A 19,847-nucleotide genomic window follows, 5' to 3' on the forward strand; every position below is an offset into this window, starting at 1 on the left:
ATGACAATTCGGTACGAATAACACGAGCGGATCGGGACCGGATTCCGCACCGCTCCTGAGGCAACCCTCAGCGATTCAGATCACTGCCCACCCGGCTACAGTGCGGCGGAAGATAGGGGTAGTCTCAGACGGACTGCATAAGTTACCGCTTAGTAATTTCGGGTAGGCCTGAAGAACGACAGGTCACCCCGACGAAACCCCTCGCAGGCCCGAGGAGCCCCCATGCAACTCGCCGCGATCATCGTGTCGCTGGTTCTGACCGTGGTCGGCGTCGCGCTGCTCGCACGCGCGATCGGCCAGTTCGTCCGGTACTTCAAACTGGGCCAGCCGGTCCCGGCCGGTACCCGGACCGACAACCCCTACCAGCGCAGCGTCACGCTGGTGAAGGAGTTCCTCGGCCATACGCGGATGAACCGGTGGGGCATCGTCGGCGTCGCGCACTGGTTCGTCGCGATCGGCTTCCTGACGCTGCCGCCGACCCTGGCCCAGGCCTTCGGCCAGCTGTTCCAGGCCGACTGGGTGCTCCCGGTCATCGGCACGTTCCTGCCGTTCGAGCTCTACATCGAGTTCATCGGCGTGATGACGGTCCTGGGCATCGCGGTGCTCATCGCGATCCGCCTGGCGAACCTGCCGAACCGGCCCGGCCGCAAGTCCCGCTTCGCGGGCTCGAAGGCCGGCCAGGCGTACTTCGTCGAGTACGTCATCCTCACCATCGGCCTGGCGATCTACGTCCTGCGGGGCCTGGAGGGCGCGCTCCACCACGTCGACCACTACGAGGCCTCCTACTTCGCCTCGTACCCCCTGGTCCTGGCCTTCAAGGGCCTGTCGGTCACGGCGCTGCAGAACCTGGTCTACCTGGTCGCCATGATCAAGATCGGCACCTCGTTCGTCTGGATGATCGTGGTGTCGCTCAACACCAACATGGGCGTGGCCTGGCACCGCTTCCTGGCGTTCCCGAACATCTGGTTCAAGCGCGAGGCGAGCGGCGGCACGGCCCTCGGCGCGCTGCAGCCCATGACCTCGGGCGGCAAGCCGATCGACTTCACCGACCCGGGCGACGACGACGTCTTCGGCGTCTCGCAGGTCGAGCAGTTCTCCTGGAAGGGCCTGCTGGACTTCTCCACCTGCACCGAGTGCGGCCGCTGCCAGTCGCAGTGCCCCGCCTGGAACACGGGCAAGCCCCTCTCCCCCAAGCTGCTGATCATGTCGCTGCGCGACCACGCGCACGCCAAGGCGCCCTACCTGCTGGCCGGCGGCGGCAAGACGATGGAGGGCGAGGAGAAGGCGTCCGAGGAGCAGCTGAAGGACGTGCCCGCCGCCGCCCTGGCGGAGGCCGAGCGTCCGCTGGTCGGCACGCTGGAGGACAACGGCGTCATCGACCCGGACGTCCTGTGGTCCTGCACCACCTGCGGTGCCTGCGTCGAGCAGTGCCCGGTGGACATCGAGCACGTCGACCACATCGTCGACATGCGCCGCTACCAGGTGATGATCGAGTCGGCGTTCCCGTCCGAGGCGGGCACGATGCTCAAGAACCTGGAGAAGAAGGGCAACCCCTGGGGCCTGGCGAAGAAGCAGCGCCTGGAGTGGCTCAAGGAGGTCGACTTCGAGGTCCCGGTCGTCGGCAAGGACATCGAGGACCTGACCGAGGTCGAGTACCTGTACTGGGTCGGCTGCGCCGGCGCCCTGGAGGACCGCGCCAAGAAGACCACGAAGGCCTTCGCGGAGCTGCTGCACATCGCGGGCGTCAAGTTCGCGATCATGGGCGGCGACGAGAAGTGCACCGGTGACTCCGCCCGCCGCCTGGGCAACGAGCCCCTGTTCCAGGAGCTCGGCATGGAGAACGTCATGGCGCTGAACATGGCGTTCGGCGAGGAGATGGACGACGAGGGCAAGGTCGTCCCCGAGTCGGCGAAGCCCAAGTCGGCCAAGAAGATCGTCGCGACCTGCCCGCACTGCCTGAACACGATCGGCAACGAGTACCCGCAGCTCGGCGGCGACTACGAGGTCATCCACCACACACAGCTGCTGCAGCACCTGGTGGACGAGGGCAGGCTCATCCCGGTGACGCCGGTCGAGGGCATCATCACGTACCACGACCCGTGCTACCTGGGCCGCCACAACAAGATCTACACGCCGCCGCGCGAGATCATCGCCGCCGTCCCCGGCGTCCGCAACGAGGAGATGCACCGCCACAAGGAGCGGGGCTTCTGCTGCGGCGCGGGCGGTGCGCGGATGTGGATGGAAGAGCGCATCGGCAAGCGCATCAACAACGAGCGCGTGGACGAGGCCCTGTCGGTCAACCCCGACATCGTCTCGACGGCCTGCCCGTTCTGCCTGGTCATGCTGACCGACTCGGTCAACGGCAAGAAGAACGACGGCAAGGCGAAGGAGTCGATCACGGTCGTCGACGTCGCCCAGCTGCTGCTGGACTCGGTGAAGACGCCGGTCCCGGCGGAGGCTGCGGAGGACGGTCCGGACGACTCCGACGGCGACGACGGCGAGCCGCCGGCGGGCACGTCGGACCCCGAGAACACACCGACGCCGGAGCCGGTGAAGTAATTCCCGGCCCCACCTCACGTCGAACACCCCCTGCCCGGTCCTCGGGCGGGGGGTGTCGGCGTTCCTGGGCCGCGGACGGCCGGGAGCGACGGGAGCGACGAGGAGGCCCCGCCCTGGACGGCGGGGCCTCCTGCGACGGGGCCTGCGCGTCTCCCGGCCCTTCGACCGGCCGGGCCGCGGGCGTCCGTGCCCCCAGGGGGCGGCCGGCGTCACCCCAGAGATCGAAAATTCACCGAACTCACGTACAACCCTTACGCCCCCGCGCAGGTCTCTTGATCGCCGACCGCCCGTGAACGCCCGGACAACTCCCGGCGAACCGGACGGAACCGGCCCCACATCGACTGCGGATGTCGGCCAGACATCCCCCGCATGCAGCAGGAGACCTCGCATGCACCAGCACGAGCGCCCCGCCGGGCGCCCGCACCCGTCCCAGCGCCTCGGCCTGCGCCCCCGCCTGCGCCTCGCCCTCGCGACGGCCGCCGCCGCGGCGCTGACCGGCACACTGCTGACCGCCGGCGCCGGTACCGCGGCCGCCGCCGACTCGACGCACACCCCGCAGGCCGACTTCAACCACGACGGCATCGGCGACGTGGCGTTCTCCGCCGTCGGCGCGTACGTGAGCGGCACGAAGGACGCCGGGCAGGTCGTCGTCCTGTACGGCACGAAGAGCGGCGTGACCTCCGCGAAGCGGTCCGTGATCAGCCAGAACACCACCGGCACCCCGGGCAGCGCCGAGGCCGGTGACGTGTTCGGCACCGACACCGCGTACGCCGACTTCAACGGCGACGGCTACGACGACCTCGCCGTCTCCGCCCCCATGGAGGACGTCGGCAGCGACAAGGACGGCGGCACCGTCGCGGTCCTGTGGGGCTCGGCGCAGGGCATCACCGGCAAGGGCGTCACCATCCCGGACGCGGCCCCCACCAAGCACGACCGCTGGGGCAGGAAGCTCGCCGCCGGCGACTTCGACGGCGACGGCAGGGCGGACCTGGCCGTCGGCACGACCTCCAACGTCGTCTACGTGCTCAAGGGCGGCATCAGCGCCACCGGCACCGCGATCGAGGGCCGCGCCTCGGTGAAGGCGCCCGTGGACACCGGGGGCGGGGCGATCAACCTCACCGCCGGCGACGTCAACGGCGACCACCGGACCGACCTCGTCGTCGACGGCTTCGAGACGGAGACCGGCCAGTACTGGAACGCCAACTACCTGCTGATGGGCACGAGCACGGGCCTGTCCGCCTCCGGCGCCCGGCAGCTGAAGGCCGGCCCCATCACCGGCGTCGGCGACATCAACGGCGACGGCTTCGGCGACATCGTCAGCGGCATGTACTGGAACAAGGCCGACGACGGCGTGGAGTTCCCCGGTGCCGCCGACGGCGGCAAGGTGTGGATCACCTACGGCGCCGCCGACGGCGTCGGCTCCACCACCGGCATCACGCAGAACACCGGGAACGTCCCCGGCAGTTCGGAGAAGAACGACTACTTCGGCTACGAGCTGGACCTGGGCGACGTCAACGGCGACGGCAAGCAGGACCTCGTGATCGGCGTCGCGGGCGAGAACATCGGCTCCGTCACCGACACCGGGCAGCTGGTGGTGCTGTACGGCTCGGACTCCGGCATCAACACGGCCTCCGGCGCCCAGTCGTTCGCCCAGAGCACCGCGGGCGTCCCCGGCTCGGACGAGAAGGGCGACATGCTCGGCCTCGACGTCAAGCTCGACGACGTCACCGGTGACGGCCGCGCCGACCTGCTGGCCGGCTCGTTCGAGAACGCCGGCGACGGCTCGGTCCTCTACCTGCCGTCCACCGGCACGAAGATCACCGCGACCGGTTCGCGGGCGGTCGGTCCCGGCGCCTCGGGCGTCTCCACGACCGGCTACCCGAACTTCGGCGCGAACTTCGGCGACTGAGCACCCCGTTCACCCCTCCGGGGCCGGGCCGTCCAGGTCCGGCCCCTTCCTCACCGGAGCACTCCCCTTGCGCAAGCGCACCCTCCTGCTGGCCGCCGCCCTCACCACCGGTCTCCTCACCACCGCCGGCCCCGCCTCGGCCGCCCCCTCCCGGCTCTCCGGGGACTTCAACGGCGACGGGTACCGCGACTTCGCGGTCGGTGCCCCGTGCGCCGACGTCGGTTCCGCCTCCTGCGCGGGTGCCGTCGTCGTGCTGTACGGCTCGTCGTCCGGCGTCTCGGCCGCCCGCAAGGCCGTCATCACCCAGAACTCCGCGGGCGTACCCGGCACCGCCGAGCCGGCCGACCTGTTCGGCTCGGCGCTCGCCGCCGGCGACCTGGACCGGGACGGCTACTCCGACCTCGTGGTCGGCGCCTCCAACGAGAGCGTCGGCGACCGCGACGGCGTCGGCTCCGGCACGGTCCTGTGGGGCGGCAAGTCCGGCCTGACCAGCGGCAAGAGCCTGCCGCAGCCGAGCACGCTCTCGGAGTACGGCAACTTTTCCCGGGGCATCGCCACCGGCGACTTCGACGGCGACGGCGACACGGACGTCACCCTCACCGGCCAGACCCACACCCGCCTCTACAACGGTCCCTTCACACGCACCGGGGGCCCGGTGAGCCACGTCCGCGTCGGCGAGGTCGGCACCACGTTCGAGGTGATCGCGGGCGACCTCACCGGTGACGGCGCGGCCGAGCGCGTCTACCCGTTCAACGTGGACGGCGACACCAGCGGCCAGATCAACTGGTTCCGGTGGACCGGCATGACGTACAAGATGGCCGAGCTGACGACGGCGGACGGCTACGCCGGTGCGATCGGCGACATCAACCACGACGGCTTCGGCGACCTCGTCCTCGGCGACTCGTCCGACCTCACGCCCGGTGGCCACCTGGGCGGCCGGATCACCGTCTGGTACGGCGGCCCGAACGGCCCCGACCCGGCGCAGCAGCCGACCGTCGTCCACCAGGACACGGCGGGTGTGCCCGGCGTGGGCGAGGCCGACGACGCCTTCGGCTCGGCGGTGAGCACCGGCGACGTCAACGGCGACGGCTACGCCGACGTCGTGGTCTCCGCGCCCGGCGAGGACGTCGGCTCGGCACGGGACGCGGGCTCGGTCACCGTGCTGTTCGGCTCCGCCTCCGGCCTGAGGACGGCCACCGGCGTGAAGTCGTACACCCAGGACACCGCCGGGGTGCCCGGATCCGCCGAGACCGGGGACCGCTTCGGCTCGTCGCTCGGACTCACCGACGTGACCAAGGACGGCAAGGCGGACCTGGCCGTCGGCGTCAGCGGCGAGAACGACACGGGCGGCCTGTGGACGCTGCGCGGCTCGGCCTCCGGTCCGACCACGAGCGGCGCCCAGGGCATCACGGCCACCGCTGCCGGCCTGAAGGGCTACGCCGGCCTCGGTTCCGTCCTCGCCCCGTGACCCCCCTGTCCCGACGACTTCCCAGCGAGGCCGTGATCCCCATGCGCACCCGTATCGCCGCCGCCGCGCTCGCGGCCGCCCTCACCCCGCTCGCCCTCACCGCTACCGCGCACGCCGCCCCGGCCGCCGCCCCCTGGGACTTCAACGGCGACGGCCGCGCCGACCTCGCGATCGGCGCACCCGGCGCCACCGTCTCCGGCGAGGCCAAGGCGGGCGCGGTCAGCGTCGTCTACGGCACCACCGGCGGGCCGGGGACCGCGACGCGCACCCTGCTCACCCAGAACACCGCCGGCATCCCCGGCACCGCCGAGGCCGACGACGCCTTCGGCTCGGCCCTGGCCTCCGCGGACCTCGACTCCGACGGCTACGCCGACCTGCTGGTCGGCGTCCCCGGCGAGGACTCCTACGACACCAACAACGGCACCGTCACCATCGTCTGGGGATCCAAGTCCGGTCTGAGCGGCGCCCGTTCGCTGTACAGCCCGTTCGACACCGACTACGACCGCTACGGCCGGACCCTGGCCGTGGGCGACTTCGACGACGACGGCGACCTCGACGTCGCGTCCGGATCCACCGGCCCGGTCACCCTCACCCTGGTCAACGGGCCGATCACGAAGACCGGTTCACCCGCCGGCGCCTCGGGCGGCCGCAACTCCTGGTGGTCCTCCTCCACGGGCGTCACCCACCTCTCCTCCGGGGACGTCACCGGCGACGGCCACCCCCGCGTGGTGGTGCACGGCCGCACCGCGCACGACGGTGCCGCGGCCACCGGCCTCGCCGACCTGAAGATCGGCAACTACAACGACTGGCTGCAGAAGCTGCCCGGCGGGTTCGTCTCCACCGTGGGCGACATCGACCGGGACGGTCACGCCGACATCGTCGTGGGCAACGACCGCGAGACCTCCGCCGACCCGGGCGGCGCCCTCGGCGGCAAGGTCACCGTCGTCTACGGCGGACCCGAAGGCCCCGGCACCGGCCGCGCGCCGCTCGTCCTGACGCAGGCCACCCCGGGCGTGCCGGGCGCCGCGGAGAAGGGCGACCGGTTCGGCAGCGACGTGGCGCTCGGTGACGTGAACGGCGACGGCCACGCCGACCTGGTGGTCGGCACCGCGGGCGAGAACGACTCCGCCGGCGCCGTCACCGTGCTGTACGGCTCGCCGTCCGGCCTCGCCACCAAGGGCTCCGTGTCGTACACGCAGAACACCTCGGGCGTCCCCGGGAGTTCGGAGCCGGGCGACCGGTTCGGCGAGCGGGTCACGCTCACCGACGTCACCGGCGACCGCCGTGCCGACCTCTCGGTCGCGGCGCCGGGCGAGAACTCCGGCGACGGCGCGGTGTGGTTCCTGCGCGCCACGGCCACCGGCCCGGCGACGTCCGGCTCGACGAGCTTCGGCCCGGCCACGACCGGCGTCTCCACGGCCGGCACCCCGGGCTACGGCACGGCCCTCAACTCCTGACCGCACGCAACGCGCCCAGCCCCGGGGCACCCACTCCCCTACCAGGAAGGTCACGCATGCGCAGGCAGACAGCAGCCGCCCTGGCCGCCACCCTGCTGGCGGCCGGACTCACTCCGGTGCTCCTCGCCGGACCGGCCTCCGCCGCCCCCGCCGAGTACGCCGACGACTTCAACGGCGACGGCTTCCGCGACCTGGCCACCGCCGCCCCCTACACCCCCGTCGGCGGCAGGACCGACGCCGGTGCGGTGGTCGTCACCTACGGGTCGGCGAACGGCATCAGCGCCGCCCGGCGCACCGTCCTCACCCAGAACACCGCCGGCATCCCCGGCACCGCCGAGCAGGGCGACCGCTTCGGCAAGGCCCTCGCCTCCGGCGACCTCAACGCCGACGGCTACGCCGACCTCGTGATCGGCAGCGTCGGCGAGGACGTCGGTCCGGACGCGGACGGCGGCTCCGTCACCGTGGTCTGGGGCGGCAAGGACGGCCTGTCCGGGGGCAAGAGCGTCCCCGACCCGGCCGTGGCGGCCCACGACGAGTACGGCATGTCCCTGGCCGTCGGCGACTTCGACGGCGACCACCGCCCCGACCTCGCGACCGGCAGCACCGGCAGCGACGTCTGGATCCACCGCGGCTTCACCAGGACCTCGGGCTCGACGGCCCGGTACGAGCTCGCCACCGGCCTCCAGCCCGGCAACAGCATCCGCGGCGCCCAGCACCTCGCCGCCGGGGACGTCGACGGCGACGGCACGGACGACCTGGTCGCCACCGGCAGCAGGGCGTCGACGTACGAGGACGGCAGCTTCGTCTACCTGGGCGCCGCCTCCGGCCTCACCGAGCAGACGTTCCTGGTCAGCGGCGGCTGGGAGGTGGCCGCGGTCGGCGACCTGAACAAGGACGGCTTCGCCGACGTGGTCACCGCGGCCTACGGCGGTGACGGCCGCAGCCTCGGCGGCTCGGTCAGCGTCTGGCCCGGCGGCGCCGACGGCGTCCGCAGCCGCCCGCAGACCACGATCAACCAGGCCACCGCCGGGGTCCCGGGCGCCGACGAGGAGGACGACTGGTTCGGCAACGACCTCTCCGTCGGCGACGTGAACGGCGACGGCTACGGAGACCTGGCCGTCGGCACGATCCACGAGACCGTCGGCTCGGCGAAGATCGCCGGCAGCGTCACGGTGCTGCGCGGCTCGGCGGCCGGCCTGACCGGCACCGGCGCCCGGTCGTTCACGCAGAACACCGAGGGCGTCCCCGGCACCGCCGAGTCCGCCGACCGCTTCGGCTCCGCCGTCCGCCTGTCCGACCTCACCGGCGACGGCAAGGCCGACCTGTCGATCGGCTCCGACGGCGAGAACCACCCCTCCGGCGCGGTCCACAGCCTGCGCGGATCCGCTTCAGGCATCACCACGAAGAACGCGGTCAGCTTCGGCCCCGCCTCCTTCGGCATGTCCACGACCGGCTACCTGAGGCTCGGCCAGGACATGCTCTAGCCCACACCGGCGGGCGTCGGGCGACCCCCGTACGGCGGAACCCCGACGCCCCACCGACGGCCAAGGCCCCTGCCCCTTAAGGGATGTCACAGCTCGGCCGCAAAGCCGGGCCCGGAACCCCGGGCCCGGCACGCCACCGCGCGGGACCAGGTACGTTCGAAGACGTGGCTGGATTCAGGATCGGACGCGGCCGTAACAACGGCGCTCCTCAGACGCGACCGCACAACCCTCCGTACGGGCAGCAGCCGCCGCAGGGGCCGTCCTACGGCTACCCGCAGGCGCCGCAGCAGCCGTACCCGCAGCAGCCCCCGTACGGCGGCGGCAGCGGCGGCGGCCCGGGCTGGCCGCAGCCGAACGCCGGCCACGGCGGCGGTTACGGCGGGCAGGGCGGCGGTTACGGCGGGCAGGGCGGCGAGCCGGAGTACTTCGGCGACGGCGCGTACCCGCCCGGCCCCCAGGGCCCGCAGGACCCGTACGCGGCCAACAACCCGGGCCACACCCAGGCCTTCTCCGTCGGCGAGGACCCCTACACCCAGGGCGACACCTACCGCGCCGGCTCGGCGGCCCCGCCGCCCGGCCCGGTCGGCCCGCGCCTGCACTGGAAGGCCCTGCTGAAGGGGATCGTCCTCGCCCCGAACCCGACCTTCCTGCAGATGCGGGACTACTCGATGTGGGGCCCGGCCCTCATCGTGACGTTCCTCTACGGCCTGCTCGCGGTCTTCGGCTTCGACGGCGCCCGCGAGGACGCGATCAACGCGACCCTGTCGAACGCCATCCCCATCGTGCTGACGACGGCCGTCGCGATGGTGCTCAGCGCCTTCGTCCTGGGCGTGGTCACCCACACCCTGGCCCGCCAGCTCGGCGGCGACGGGGCCTGGCAGCCCACGGTCGGCCTGTCCATGCTGATCATGTCCCTCACGGACGCGCCGCGCCTGGTCTTCGCGATGTTCGCCGGCGGCGACGCGACGTTCGTTCAGCTGCTGGGCTGGGCCACCTGGGTCGCGGGCGGCCTGCTGCTCACGCTCATGGTGAGCCGCTCCCACGACCTGCCCTGGCCGAAGGCGCTCGGCGCGTCGGCGATCCAGCTGATCGCCCTGCTGTCGATCGTGAAGCTGGGCACGGTCTGAGACCTGCGCGGCACACAGGAAGGGGCTCCCCGAGGGGAGCCCCTTCCGCGTCCTGGGCCGTCGGGCCCCGCTCAGGCGTCGAGCACCTGCCCGGCCCGCCGCACCACGGGCGGCTCAGGAGAGGGACTTGTAGCCGGACCAGCCCGTGGCGATCTGCGTACGGGACCCGAACGATCCCTTGCCGTCGCCGTTGTTCCGGTAGACGTTGCCGGCACTGTCGCGTGAGACGAGGTCGGCCTTGCCGTCGCCGGTGATGTCGCCGACGCCGACGACCGTGTTGTACGAGCCGCCCCACGCGGTGAACACCTTCACACGGGCCTTGAACGTGCCGGTGCCGGTGCCGGTGTAGCGGTACAGGTCGTTGGTGCCCGTCTGGGCAAGGAGGTCGCCGACCCCGTCGCCGTTCAGGTCCCCGACGCCGACGACCTTCTTGTAGGCGGACCAGTCCGCGTACAGCTTGACGCGTGCGGACAGGGTGCCGGAGCTCGTCCCCTTGTAGAGGTAGACGGCTCCTGTGGAGGAACTGCGGGCGATCAGGTCGGGCCGGCCGTCGCCGGAGACATCCCCGGGCGAGGTGAGGACGTTGTACTGGTCCCAGCCCGTGCCGAGTGAGGTGTACGACGTCGTCGGGGTGACGGCTTTGCCGCAGCCCGGCTTGTAGAGGCGGAGCGAGCCGCTGCCCAGGCGCACGAGAACATCGTTGCAGCGGTCATCGCTGAGGTCCCCGACGGGAACGGCCTTGACGGAGGTGGTCCAGCCGCTGCCGCTGACCTTCCCGGAGAACGTTCCGGTGGTGCGCTTGCCGAGCTGGTAGGTCAGAGCGCCCGAGGAATTGAGGGTGAGCAGATCACCGGTGCCGTCGGGGGTGGCCGTGGTGCCACCGAAGTCACGGGCGACGGCGGCGCCGCCGGTGACGGTGACCGTGCCGGAGGCCAGCTTCGCCGCAGTGGTGGCGCCCACCTGGTTTGCGCGCAGTGTCCAGGTCAGTGAACCGTTGGGGGCGTAGCCTCCGCTGCTGGTGCGGCCGTTCCAGCTCGCCGCAACCTTTAGCCCGTCGGCGGTACCCGTGAGGGTCCGCACGGTCCTGCCCGCCGCGTCGGTCAGGGTCAGCGACCACGACGAGGTGGGCCGGTTGAGCTGCCAGGCCGGGGCCCAGGCCTTACTGGAGGCAGAGGTGCCCGTGAGGGCGGCGGTCGCTGGGACCTCGGATCCGCTGACGGCGAGCGCCGGCCAGGTGGTTCGGGACCCGTAGAGCCGGTCGACGCTGCTGCTGTTGGCGGCGCCGGACCACACGGCGGTCGCGCCGCCGTCCGGTCCGGCGGAGACCTGGCCGCGGACGTAGGCGTTGGCGGATCCCGGGAGCTGGGTGGCGGTGCTCCACGCGCCGTCGCTGCGCGCGGACTCCATCAGGACGCGCCCGCCACCACCCGTCTGGGTCCACAGGGCGCGGACGGTGCCGTCGTCGCCGATCGCGACGTCGTACTGCTCGGGCACGTAACCGGTCGACAAGGTTCGTACGGCCGACCAGGTTCCGCTGGTGCCGCGAGTGGCGGTGCGCATGCCGAAGGTGGTGGTGTAGTCGACCCAGACGAGGGTCACCTCGCCGTTCGGGGCGATCAGTGGCTCGGGTGTGCCGGCCAGGTCGTCCGTGTTGGCCACTGTCTGGACGGCCGACCAGGTGCCGTCCGAAGCAGCGCGGGTGGCGGTATGGAGGGTCTCCGGCTCCGACTCGTCGGTGCGTCCCGCCCAGGCAAGGGTCAGCGAGCCGTCGTCCGCAGCCGCCACTTCGGGCTGGGAAACCGACTGATACGCACCGGTCACCGTGGACGGATCCGTCCACGAGGGGGACCCTGCCTTCCTGGACACCGAGCGCAGCGAGGAGACGCCGCCGGCCCACTGCTCGTAGACGACGACGGCCGTGCCGTCGGCGGCGACGGCCACGCTCGGGTTCGCGGCCATGTCAGCCCCGTCCGCTACGGCGGTGCTGATCTGCTCGGGCTCGGACCAGGTGCGGTCCGGTCCTCGGGTTGCGGTGCTGACCTCGAGCTTGCTGGTGGCTGTCGCCCTGGTCCCCCAGACCGCGGTGAGTGAGCCGTCGGGCGCCTCGGCGAGGTCGATGCCGCCGTCGGTCCAGGCCGCGTCGGTGCCCACCAGCTCGACGGGGGCGGACCAGGCGGAGCGGTCGGCCGGTAGTACCGAGGTGACGAGCCGGACATTCAGCTCACCCGCCCCTGGCGAGGTCTCGTGGGGAAACTCCACCCACAGGGCGGTGACCGTGCCGTCCGCGGAGGCGTGCAGTTTGACGGCCCCTCCTTCGGTCGGAGTCGTCGCCAGCAGGGCCGGAGTTCCCCAGGTGTCGCTGCCCGCCGGGCGCACGGCGGCGTACAGCTTCCGCTCGTTGCTGTTCACACCGGTGAACTGATTCCAGACGGCCACGGCCGAGCCGTCGGCTGCGGTGACAAGTTCCGTCACCGATGCGCTGACCTCGGTGCCGGTGATCGATGCCGGTGTACCCCAGGGGGCGAGCGTCGCGGCGCTGCTCGGTGCTGCCGTGATCAGCGGATGGACGGTGGCTCCGCCGACGGCGAGCGCCACGACGGTGACTGCCGTGACCAGACGGCCGCGTCTGAGGGCGTGAAGGCCCACGTGGTTTCCCCTCCCCGCGAAGGAACGCACATCCCTCGCACAAGTGCGCGGATGTTATCAGTGGCACCCGGAATCGCTGCAGGCCAGGGCGGGTTGCTGGAATGCGCCGTTCGTGGTTCGCGGAGGTGCAGCAACCGGCTCGGCACGGGCACCGTCCTCGGAAGCCATGGCGCGAACAGCCCCCAGGCGACTGGGGGCCACGCCCACCCGTGCCCGGGACCGGGAATCCCGGGGGATGCCCTGAAGGATGCGCCCTGGGACCATCTCGCCGTCCGACACTCCTGTGCCGCCGCCCTCGAAGTCCGTGCAGGGATCGCAGCGAGTACTCCCGCCCCCGCAATGGGAGCAGGTCAGAGCGCTTCCTTGTTCTCCTTCGGCGCCTCGCCCGACTTGTGCACGGGAGGCAAGACACTCCACGGGAAGTTGATCCACTCGTCGGTGCGCTTCCAGACGTACTCGCACTTCACCAGCGACTGCGACTTCTCGTAGACGACGGCGCTGCGCACCTCGGCGACGGTGTCGAGGCAGAAGTCGCGCACCAGCTTGAGCGTCTTGCCGGTGTCGGCGACGTCGTCGGTGATCAGCACCTTCTTCCGCGAGAAGTCGATCACGTTCGGCACGGGCGCCAGCATGACCGGCATCTCCAGGGTGGTGCCGACACCCGTGTAGAACTCCACGTTGACCAGGTGGATGTTCTTGCAGTCCAGGGCGTAGGCGAGACCGCCGGCCACGAAGACGCCGCCGCGGGCGATGCTGAGCACGATGTCGGGCTCGTAGCCGTCGTCGGCGATGGTCTGCGCCAGCTCGCGCACTGCGACGCCGAACTTCTCGTAGGTCAGGTTCTCGCGTACGTCACTCATGCCGGTATCCCCTCGCCCGTCCTCTTGCCAGCGTCGCTCATCACCGGTCGGCTCACACCTGGGTCCGGTGGAAGTTCAGGAACGACCGGGAGGCGGTCGGCCCCCGCTGCCCCTGGTACCGCGACCCGTACCGCTCGCTGCCGTACGGGAAGTCGGCGGGCGAGGTCAGCCGGAACATGCACAGCTGCCCGATCTTCATGCCCGGCCAGAGCTTGATGGGCAGGGTGGCGAGGTTGGACAGCTCGAGGGTGACGTGCCCGCTGAAGCCGGGGTCGATGAAGCCGGCGGTGGAGTGGGTCACGAGGCCCAGCCGCCCCAGCGAGCTCTTGCCCTCCAGCCGGGAGGCGAGGTCGTCGGGGAGGGTGATGACCTCGTAGGTGCTGGCGAGGACGAACTCGCCGGGGTGCAGGATGAACGGCTCGTCCCCCTCCGGCTCCACGAGCCGGGTCAGATCGGCCTGCTCGATGGCCGGGTCGATGTGAGGGTGACGGTGGTTCTCGAACACCCGGAAGTAGCGGTCCAGCCGCACATCGATGCTCGACGGCTGCACCATCGCGTCGTCATACGGATCGATACGCACCCGCCCGGCGTCGATCTCGGCCCGGATGTCCTTGTCTGAGAGAAGCACGCCCCGAGGATACGCAAGGCGCGCGGAGCGCCCGCAACCGGACGACTCCACGCGCCTGTGTACTGCTGTATGCCTGCTATATCCGCTATGTCCGCTACGCCTGCGCTCCGCCGGGCTACTGCTTCTGCAGGGTCACCGGCACGACGCTCCGGAGCCGCGCACAGCGCGGGCAACGGAGCAGCCGGCCGGGGCCGAGTCGCTCGGCCTGCTGCATCGGGAACGAAGCGGTGCTGAACACGTGCCCATCGGCACAACGGACGACGGTGCGCTCCATCAAGTCCAAGAGTCCCTTCCCCAAGAGCCGCGTCGGGCTGCTGCTCACCTGACGACAAAAGCCACAGTACGGGATCAAAGGGACGGCCCTCCAGGCGGCACTCCGGTGCCGCCGAGGCCCTCTTCGACCGCACCACCGTACGCCCCAACTCGGTTCCCCCGCAGCCGCATCCCATGCCTGAAACGGCCTCAGGCCCCGCGGCATCAACACCGGGGGCCTGACATGAGGTAAAGTGGCGATCGCTCGGACACCGACCCGGTCGGCGTCTTGCGCGGGTGTAGTTTAATGGTAGAACATCAGCTTCCCAAGCTGAGAGCGCGAGTTCGATTCTCGTCACCCGCTCCATGAAGAAGGCCCAGGTCGAAGACCTGGGCCTCAGTTGTTTCCCGGGCCACGCGGGACCAGCCCTGCTCGGGCGTGACCGACCCTGCCCGTTGGGCGGGAGAACGTTGTCCCGGGGCCGAGTCCGTACGGCGGGCATCGCCGCCGCACGGTGGCGCGGCTCAGATCGTCTCCGCGTTCGGGCGCGGGTGTCCGGCAGTGAGCGAGCCGAGGTCGTTCACGTCCGACGTCAGAACCGTCGCCCGGCCACCGGCACGGTGGCGGGCGTCCGGGAGCCGGTGCCTCGGCGGGAGTGGGTCCGGTGGGGCCGACTCCGGCGTGTCGGCGGCTCTCCCGTGGCTCAATTGCTCCGGAACCCTTCCCGGTCCGCACGGAGTCCGTCGGCCACCGTGGCGTGTCGTCCGGTGCCGCGGCCGCGGTCTTCGGCAAGGGTTGCCATGACTGGAGAGGGCGGATCGGTGGCGAGTGCGGGAGACGAGGGACGCCGGGGGACGGCGGCCGGGCCGGAATTCTGGCAGCGGGTCGTCGGGCAACTGGGCACGGCCCTGATCGTCGTGGATCCCGCCGGACGGATCCTCGCGGTCAATCCGGCCGCCGAGCGGCTGCTGGGCCGTGCCGCCCCGGCGATGATCGGGGAGGACACGCACGACCTGCTGCACCGGGACGCGGACGGCCGCAGGATTCCCCGGGAACGGTGCACACTGCTGCGGGCCGTGGCCGAGAGGGCCGAGACGCGGGAGGAGGGCCGCGTCTGTCTGCGCGGTGACGGCCGCCTGGTCGCTGTCTCCTGGTCCGCCTCCCCGCTGATGGACGACGGCGTCTTCATGGGCATGACCGTGCTGTTCGACGACGCCTCCGGCGACCGCAGCGCGCGCCGGGAACGGGCGGCCTACACGCGTGCCCTGGAGGACCTCACCGAGCGGCTGACCCTGGTCGCCGAGATCACCGATGTACTCGGTCAGACCCTGGAGACCGACGAGGCCCTCGCCCGGCTGGGCCGTCTGCTGGTTCCGCGCCTCGCCGACTGGGCGGCGGTGGACCTGCGTTCCGGTTCCGGCCAGGTCCACCGGGTGGCCGTGACGGGCCCCGCGGGACGGGATCTCGCCCAGGAGGACTGGCACGAGCGTCTTCCGGACGCGGCGCAGGAGACCCGCTCCCCGCTCGTCCAGGTGCTGCACGGCGGTGATCCCGCCCTGCAGGGGGAGGCCGAGCTGGCCGCACCGGTCACCTCCGCACTGGCCACCGTCCACAGCGGCTTCCTGCGGGCCGCCGGCGCGACGTCGGCCGTCACGGTGCCGCTGGGCTCCGGGCAGCGGGTGACCGGTGCCCTGACGCTGGCGCGCACGGACCCGGCGCATCCCTTCGACGCCGGCGACCTGACCGTCGTGAGCGACATCGGCCGCAGGGTCGGCCTGGTCATCGACAACGCCCGCCGCTTCGGCCGGCAGCGCGCCGTCGCCGAAGCCATGCAGCGCAACCTGCTCGCCCCGCTGCCTCAGCCCGGCGGTTTGCGGCTGGCCGCCCGCTACCAGCCCGCCCCGGCCGGATCCCAGGTGGGCGGCGACTGGTACGACGCCTTCGAGCGGAAGGACGGCACGCTCGCGCTGGTCATCGGCGACGTCGTGGGCCACGACCTGACCGCGGCGGCCGGGATGGCCCAACTGCACGGGATCCTGCGGTCGTTGGCGTGGGACGACAGCGGCCCGCCCGGTGCCGTCGTGGACCGTCTCGACGACGCCATGCCCGCCATCACCACGGTTCCCATGGCCACCCTCGTGCTCGCCCTGCTCGAGGGCGACCCGCACACCGGCCCGTGGACGCTGCGGTGGACCAGCGCCGGGCATCCGCCGCCCCTCCTGCTGACCCCTGACGGACAGGCGCGGTACCTCGAGACGGGGCAAGGGCTTCTCCTCGGCGCCTCCGTGGACACGGGCGCCGGCCGGCCGAGCGCCGCGGAGGTCCTGCCGCCGGGTTCCACCCTCCTGCTCTACACCGACGGCCTGATCGAGGTCCCCGGCAGCGACCTGGACACCGGTCTCGCCCGCCTGCGCCGCCACGCGCTCGCACTCGCCCACGAACCGCTGGACACACTGTGCGACCGGTTGCCGGCCCGAATGCCGCCCGGCAGCACGGACGACGTCGCCCTCCTCGCCTTGCGCCTGCCGTCGCTCTGAGGGGCGGCAGGTGGCCGGCCAGTCGGACACGCGGCCTCAGGTGTCGAGGACCAGGACGCGGAACGGGCCGTGGGGGGCCGTGCCGGGTGTGTCTCCGTCGAGGTACCGCCATCCCCAGGACAGCAACGCCTCGACGGTCCTGTGGTCGGAGCGGCTCACCAGGGTGACGGCCACGTCGGCTCCGTGGTCGGCGAGCAGCCGTCTCTGCAGCCGCCGGGCGAGGTTCCAGGCACGGTCCTGGTTCTGCCGGCGCACCCGGGAGGGGACGTGGATCCCGCGGATCACCAGGAGGCGCCCACCGGCGGCCGGACCACGCAGCAGATCCGGAAGGTGCCCGTCGAACCCCTCCCACCAGGGGCCGTCCCCGCGTACGGGGAATCCGTAGGCGCATCCGGTCAGCGCGGGGGTCTCCGCGATCAGCAGCTCGAACCCCGGCCGCCGTACGTCCGCCGCCAGCCGGCGCAGGAAGGCGCCGCGGGCCTGGTTCCACGCCCAAGGGCCGCCGCCGGACGTCTGCGCGTACAGGTCGCCCAGTTCCTGCAGGTGGTCCTCGATCTGACGCCGGGTCAGGGCCCGGACGCGCTGGCCCTCCCTCGGCGAGGAGCCGCGTTCGGGCCGCGGCGGGCCGGGCCTCGGCGTCGCGGGCCGGCCCGCACCGACGGGACGCCCGGGGAGGTCCGTGGTCGTCGGCGCGACCGGCACGTTCACGGTCATGAGCACACCCTGCCCCGGGGAGGTGGAGCCGCCCCGGCGTCGTCGGTCGCCGAGGGCGGCACCGGCGTCGGAGCCGGTGTGCGGCATGCCCTCGGTGTTCTCCACCGTACTCCCGCGGCCGTCCTCCGCAGGGGCGGTGGAGGCGGGCGGTGCGAACGGGTGCGGGGCCCCTCGTCCGCTCCCCGGCGGACGGGGGCGCGCGGGAGTACGGTGGAGGTACCGAGGGCATGTCGCACACCGGCTCACGCGCTGGTCTCGTCCTCGGCGAGACACTCCGCCGGAAGCCCCGCGCAGCGCAGGAGCCTCCGGAGACAGGCCGACACGATGGCCCCGGCCCTCGACACCTCCCCCGCCGCCGACGCCTGGCCGGAACCGGACCCGTGCAGGGCCGTCCTGCTCCTGTTCACCACGGGTACCGCCGCCACCCCCGGCGCCGGGGCACCACCGGTGCCACACACCCGTGGCACGCAGGGCCCGTCTCCCCCGGGCGGTTCCCGCGTCCGGCCGACCGTCAGGCCGTGACCGCCGTGAACATCGCCCTCACCCTCGCCGTTCTGCTCCTGCTCGTCGCCGGCGGAGCGTACGTGATCCACCGGCTCACCACCGCGCACGGCGAAAGGATCGCGGCGCACCCCCACAGCCGCCTCCTCTCCGGCCGTCCGGCCGCCGGCCGCGCCGACGACGGGGCCGGACCACGCGCCGGACGCCCGGCGCCGACGGGTGCCGAGGCCACGGCCCGGCACACGGCGGATGCCGGGTCCGTGCCCGCGCCACCGCTTCCCGGCCGGGACACCGTCACCCCCACCGGGGGCGCGGGCCGCACCCGCGCGGACCCCTCCGCGCGGGCACAGATGGAGCGGTGGGAGGACGAGGGCGGAGCACCGAGCCGCGCTCCGGTGCCCGCTTCCGTCTCCCGCGGGGCCTGCGGCCCCTGACTTCTTCGGCTTCCGCCGCGTCGGCGGGTTTGACGCGGCTGCCGTCGGTGGAAGTCACGGAAGGTGGACGGGGGTTGGGCGGGACTGGTCGTGGCGGTGGTGGGTGTGATGGGCACCCTGGGCGCGGCCCTGCTGACGCAGAACCGGGCCGATCGCACCAAGCGGCTCGAGTTGCAGGCCGCCGCCGAGCAGCGGCGGGAGGAACGGCAGCACGCCGAGGCGCTGTTGCGGGCCGAGCAGGCCCAAGTACGGCAGCGCGAGAGCCTGGAGATGCGGCGGCGGTGTTACATCGAGCTGAACACCGCGTCCCGGCAGTTCCTGACCACCATGAACAGCTATCTGCACGCCCTGCGGCACGACGGCGACGCCGACGCCGCCCTGGCGGAGCTGGAGGCCGTCCGGTTGACCTTCCGGGACCGCTACTCGGAGGCGCAGATGATCGCGCCCCGACCCGTGCTGCGCGCCTGCGGTGCGGCCAAGGACCGGCTGAACGCCGCGTACCGCGAGATCAAGCAGCAGGCGCCCGCGCTGTCCGGTTCGGCGGCCGGGCTCCAGGCCCTGGAGGACGCACTGCACCAGCGGGTCTGGCCGTGCGTGGGGGCGCAGAAGGATGCCATGCGCGCCGATCTCGGTGTCGACGACTCCCCTTGATTCCATCGGTCCCTCGGTCCGGTGAGGGGCCGACCGGCGCCCCCGTTGCCCGCCGAGTGGCCGTCGCTTCCGTGGGGAAGGAAGCCCTTACGTCGTCCTACGGGACGGCGCCGGACCGATCGGGGGAGAGTGACGTGCTGGAGATCGGCATGCTGTTCGGCGGGCTCGCGGGGATCGTCGTCGTGCTCGTCGTCGTGCTGCTGCGGCGGGGCAACCGCGCGACCGAGAACGCCGACGGGCTGCTCATCGAGCAGGCTCGGCGGATCGAAATCCAGGAGCAGCGGGTGAAGATCACCGGCTATGCCGTCAACGGGTTCCTGCCCTGGGAGTCCGACCGCCCTCGTCGTCCGTAGGACAGGCGGGCTCAGGCTGTCGGGTCCGGGCCCCAGACGTCCGGGCCCGTGCCGCGCCAGTCGATCCACGGGGCCAGGGCCACGTCCGACGGGTCGATGTCCAGGCCCGCCCGGCGGAGGAACTCCGCCACGTCGGCCAGGTTGTGGGCGAGGCCGAGGATCTCGCCGTCCACGCGCACGCGCCGGCCCCCGGAGGGTGACGGGGGGTGCACGATCACCCGGATCGGTCCGGCCATGTCTTCAGGATCGTCCGGGGCGTGGTCGCC

Annotated in this window: 15 protein-coding genes and 1 tRNA gene; 11 read left to right on the top strand and 5 right to left on the bottom strand. The window is 72.2% G+C overall.

Features of this window, described 5'->3' with window-relative positions; all coding sequences use genetic code 11:
• The first annotated feature begins 222 nt into the window (after positions 1-222).
• The 6 genes from ACZ4M5_RS21805 to ACZ4M5_RS21830 all read left to right on the top strand — a co-directional run bounded on the left by ACZ4M5_RS21805 (position 223) and on the right by ACZ4M5_RS21830 (position 10,004).
• The gene (locus tag ACZ4M5_RS21805) at positions 223-2,559 is read left to right on the top strand and encodes a (Fe-S)-binding protein (RefSeq protein ID WP_467739185.1); all 2,337 of its coding nucleotides are present in this window, start codon (positions 223-225) and stop codon (positions 2,557-2,559) included.
• A gap of 388 nt (positions 2,560-2,947) precedes the next feature.
• Complete coding sequence (locus ACZ4M5_RS21810; protein ID WP_467739187.1) at positions 2,948-4,468, top strand: FG-GAP-like repeat-containing protein; 1,521 nt, start codon at positions 2,948-2,950, stop codon at positions 4,466-4,468.
• Positions 4,469-4,535: 67 nt separating this feature from the next.
• The gene (locus ACZ4M5_RS21815; RefSeq protein ID WP_467739189.1) at positions 4,536-5,936 is read left to right on the top strand and encodes an FG-GAP-like repeat-containing protein; all 1,401 of its coding nucleotides are present in this window, start codon (positions 4,536-4,538) and stop codon (positions 5,934-5,936) included.
• 41 nt (positions 5,937-5,977) lie between these two features.
• On the top strand, positions 5,978-7,393 hold the full coding sequence (locus tag ACZ4M5_RS21820) for a hypothetical protein (protein ID WP_467739191.1): 1,416 nt from the start codon (positions 5,978-5,980) through the stop codon (positions 7,391-7,393).
• Positions 7,394-7,449: 56 nt separating this feature from the next.
• Complete coding sequence (locus tag ACZ4M5_RS21825) at positions 7,450-8,877, top strand: FG-GAP-like repeat-containing protein (RefSeq protein ID WP_467739193.1); 1,428 nt, start codon at positions 7,450-7,452, stop codon at positions 8,875-8,877.
• An 83-nt stretch (positions 8,878-8,960) separates the two neighbouring features.
• On the top strand, positions 8,961-10,004 hold the full coding sequence (locus ACZ4M5_RS21830) for a Yip1 family protein (RefSeq protein WP_467739195.1): 1,044 nt from the start codon (positions 8,961-8,963) through the stop codon (positions 10,002-10,004).
• Between the two features lie 114 nt (positions 10,005-10,118).
• Here the strand turns inward: ACZ4M5_RS21830 and ACZ4M5_RS21835 are convergent, their stop codons facing one another.
• The 3 genes from ACZ4M5_RS21835 to dcd form a co-directional block, all read right to left on the bottom strand.
• Entirely contained in the window at positions 10,119-12,650 is a 2,532-nt protein-coding gene (locus ACZ4M5_RS21835) for an FG-GAP-like repeat-containing protein (RefSeq protein WP_467739197.1), read from the bottom strand.
• 350 nt (positions 12,651-13,000) lie between these two features.
• Positions 13,001-13,510, bottom strand: coding sequence for a phosphoribosyltransferase (locus tag ACZ4M5_RS21840; RefSeq protein ID WP_467739199.1), 510 nt, complete (start codon positions 13,508-13,510; stop codon positions 13,001-13,003).
• Positions 13,511-13,562: 52 nt separating this feature from the next.
• Positions 13,563-14,138 carry a dCTP deaminase gene (gene dcd / locus ACZ4M5_RS21845; RefSeq protein ID WP_333932072.1) on the bottom strand — a complete coding sequence of 192 codons (576 nt, stop codon included), beginning with the start codon at positions 14,136-14,138 and terminating at the stop codon, positions 13,563-13,565.
• A 545-nt stretch (positions 14,139-14,683) separates the two neighbouring features.
• Here dcd and ACZ4M5_RS21850 point away from each other — a divergent pair.
• Positions 14,684-14,757: transfer RNA gene (locus ACZ4M5_RS21850), tRNA-Gly, on the top strand.
• 434 nt (positions 14,758-15,191) lie between these two features.
• Positions 15,192-16,928, top strand: coding sequence for a SpoIIE family protein phosphatase (locus tag ACZ4M5_RS21855; protein ID WP_467739202.1), 1,737 nt, complete (start codon positions 15,192-15,194; stop codon positions 16,926-16,928).
• 36 nt (positions 16,929-16,964) lie between these two features.
• Here the strand turns inward: ACZ4M5_RS21855 and ACZ4M5_RS21860 are convergent, their stop codons facing one another.
• Positions 16,965-17,747, bottom strand: coding sequence for a hypothetical protein (locus tag ACZ4M5_RS21860; RefSeq protein ID WP_467739204.1), 783 nt, complete (start codon positions 17,745-17,747; stop codon positions 16,965-16,967).
• A gap of 413 nt (positions 17,748-18,160) precedes the next feature.
• On the opposite strand from ACZ4M5_RS21860, the gene ACZ4M5_RS21865 reads away from it, so the two are divergent.
• The 3 genes from ACZ4M5_RS21865 (at position 18,161) to ACZ4M5_RS21875 (ending at position 19,581) form a co-directional block, all read left to right on the top strand.
• A complete protein-coding gene (locus ACZ4M5_RS21865; protein WP_467739206.1) occupies positions 18,161-18,577 on the top strand; it encodes a hypothetical protein in 417 nt (138 codons plus the stop codon).
• A gap of 63 nt (positions 18,578-18,640) precedes the next feature.
• Positions 18,641-19,228 carry a hypothetical protein gene (locus ACZ4M5_RS21870; RefSeq protein WP_467739208.1) on the top strand — a complete coding sequence of 196 codons (588 nt, stop codon included), beginning with the start codon at positions 18,641-18,643 and terminating at the stop codon, positions 19,226-19,228.
• Positions 19,229-19,362: 134 nt separating this feature from the next.
• The gene (locus ACZ4M5_RS21875; protein WP_467739210.1) at positions 19,363-19,581 is read left to right on the top strand and encodes a hypothetical protein; all 219 of its coding nucleotides are present in this window, start codon (positions 19,363-19,365) and stop codon (positions 19,579-19,581) included.
• 11 nt (positions 19,582-19,592) lie between these two features.
• Here the strand turns inward: ACZ4M5_RS21875 and ACZ4M5_RS21880 are convergent, their stop codons facing one another.
• Entirely contained in the window at positions 19,593-19,817 is a 225-nt protein-coding gene (locus tag ACZ4M5_RS21880) for a hypothetical protein (RefSeq protein WP_467739212.1), read from the bottom strand.
• Positions 19,818-19,847 lie beyond the last annotated feature (30 nt).

This window comes from Streptomyces sp. NPDC026246 (assembly GCF_055567995.1).

What these genes read in the sequence shown, in the direction of transcription:
- ACZ4M5_RS21805 (WP_467739185.1), top strand. Translation starts at nt 223, where the DNA reads ATGCAACTCGCCGCGATCATCGTGTCGCTGGTTCTGACCGTGGTCGGC.
- ACZ4M5_RS21810 (WP_467739187.1), top strand. Translation starts at nt 2,948, where the DNA reads ATGCACCAGCACGAGCGCCCCGCCGGGCGCCCGCACCCGTCCCAGCGC.
- ACZ4M5_RS21820 (WP_467739191.1), top strand. Translation starts at nt 5,978, where the DNA reads ATGCGCACCCGTATCGCCGCCGCCGCGCTCGCGGCCGCCCTCACCCCG.
- ACZ4M5_RS21825 (WP_467739193.1), top strand. Translation starts at nt 7,450, where the DNA reads ATGCGCAGGCAGACAGCAGCCGCCCTGGCCGCCACCCTGCTGGCGGCC.
- ACZ4M5_RS21830 (WP_467739195.1), top strand. Translation starts at nt 8,961, where the DNA reads ATGTCACAGCTCGGCCGCAAAGCCGGGCCCGGAACCCCGGGCCCGGCA.
- ACZ4M5_RS21840 (WP_467739199.1), bottom strand. Translation starts at nt 13,510, where the DNA reads ATGAGTGACGTACGCGAGAACCTGACCTACGAGAAGTTCGGCGTCGCA.
- ACZ4M5_RS21855 (WP_467739202.1), top strand. Translation starts at nt 15,192, where the DNA reads ATGACTGGAGAGGGCGGATCGGTGGCGAGTGCGGGAGACGAGGGACGC.
- ACZ4M5_RS21880 (WP_467739212.1), bottom strand. Translation starts at nt 19,817, where the DNA reads ATGGCCGGACCGATCCGGGTGATCGTGCACCCCCCGTCACCCTCCGGG.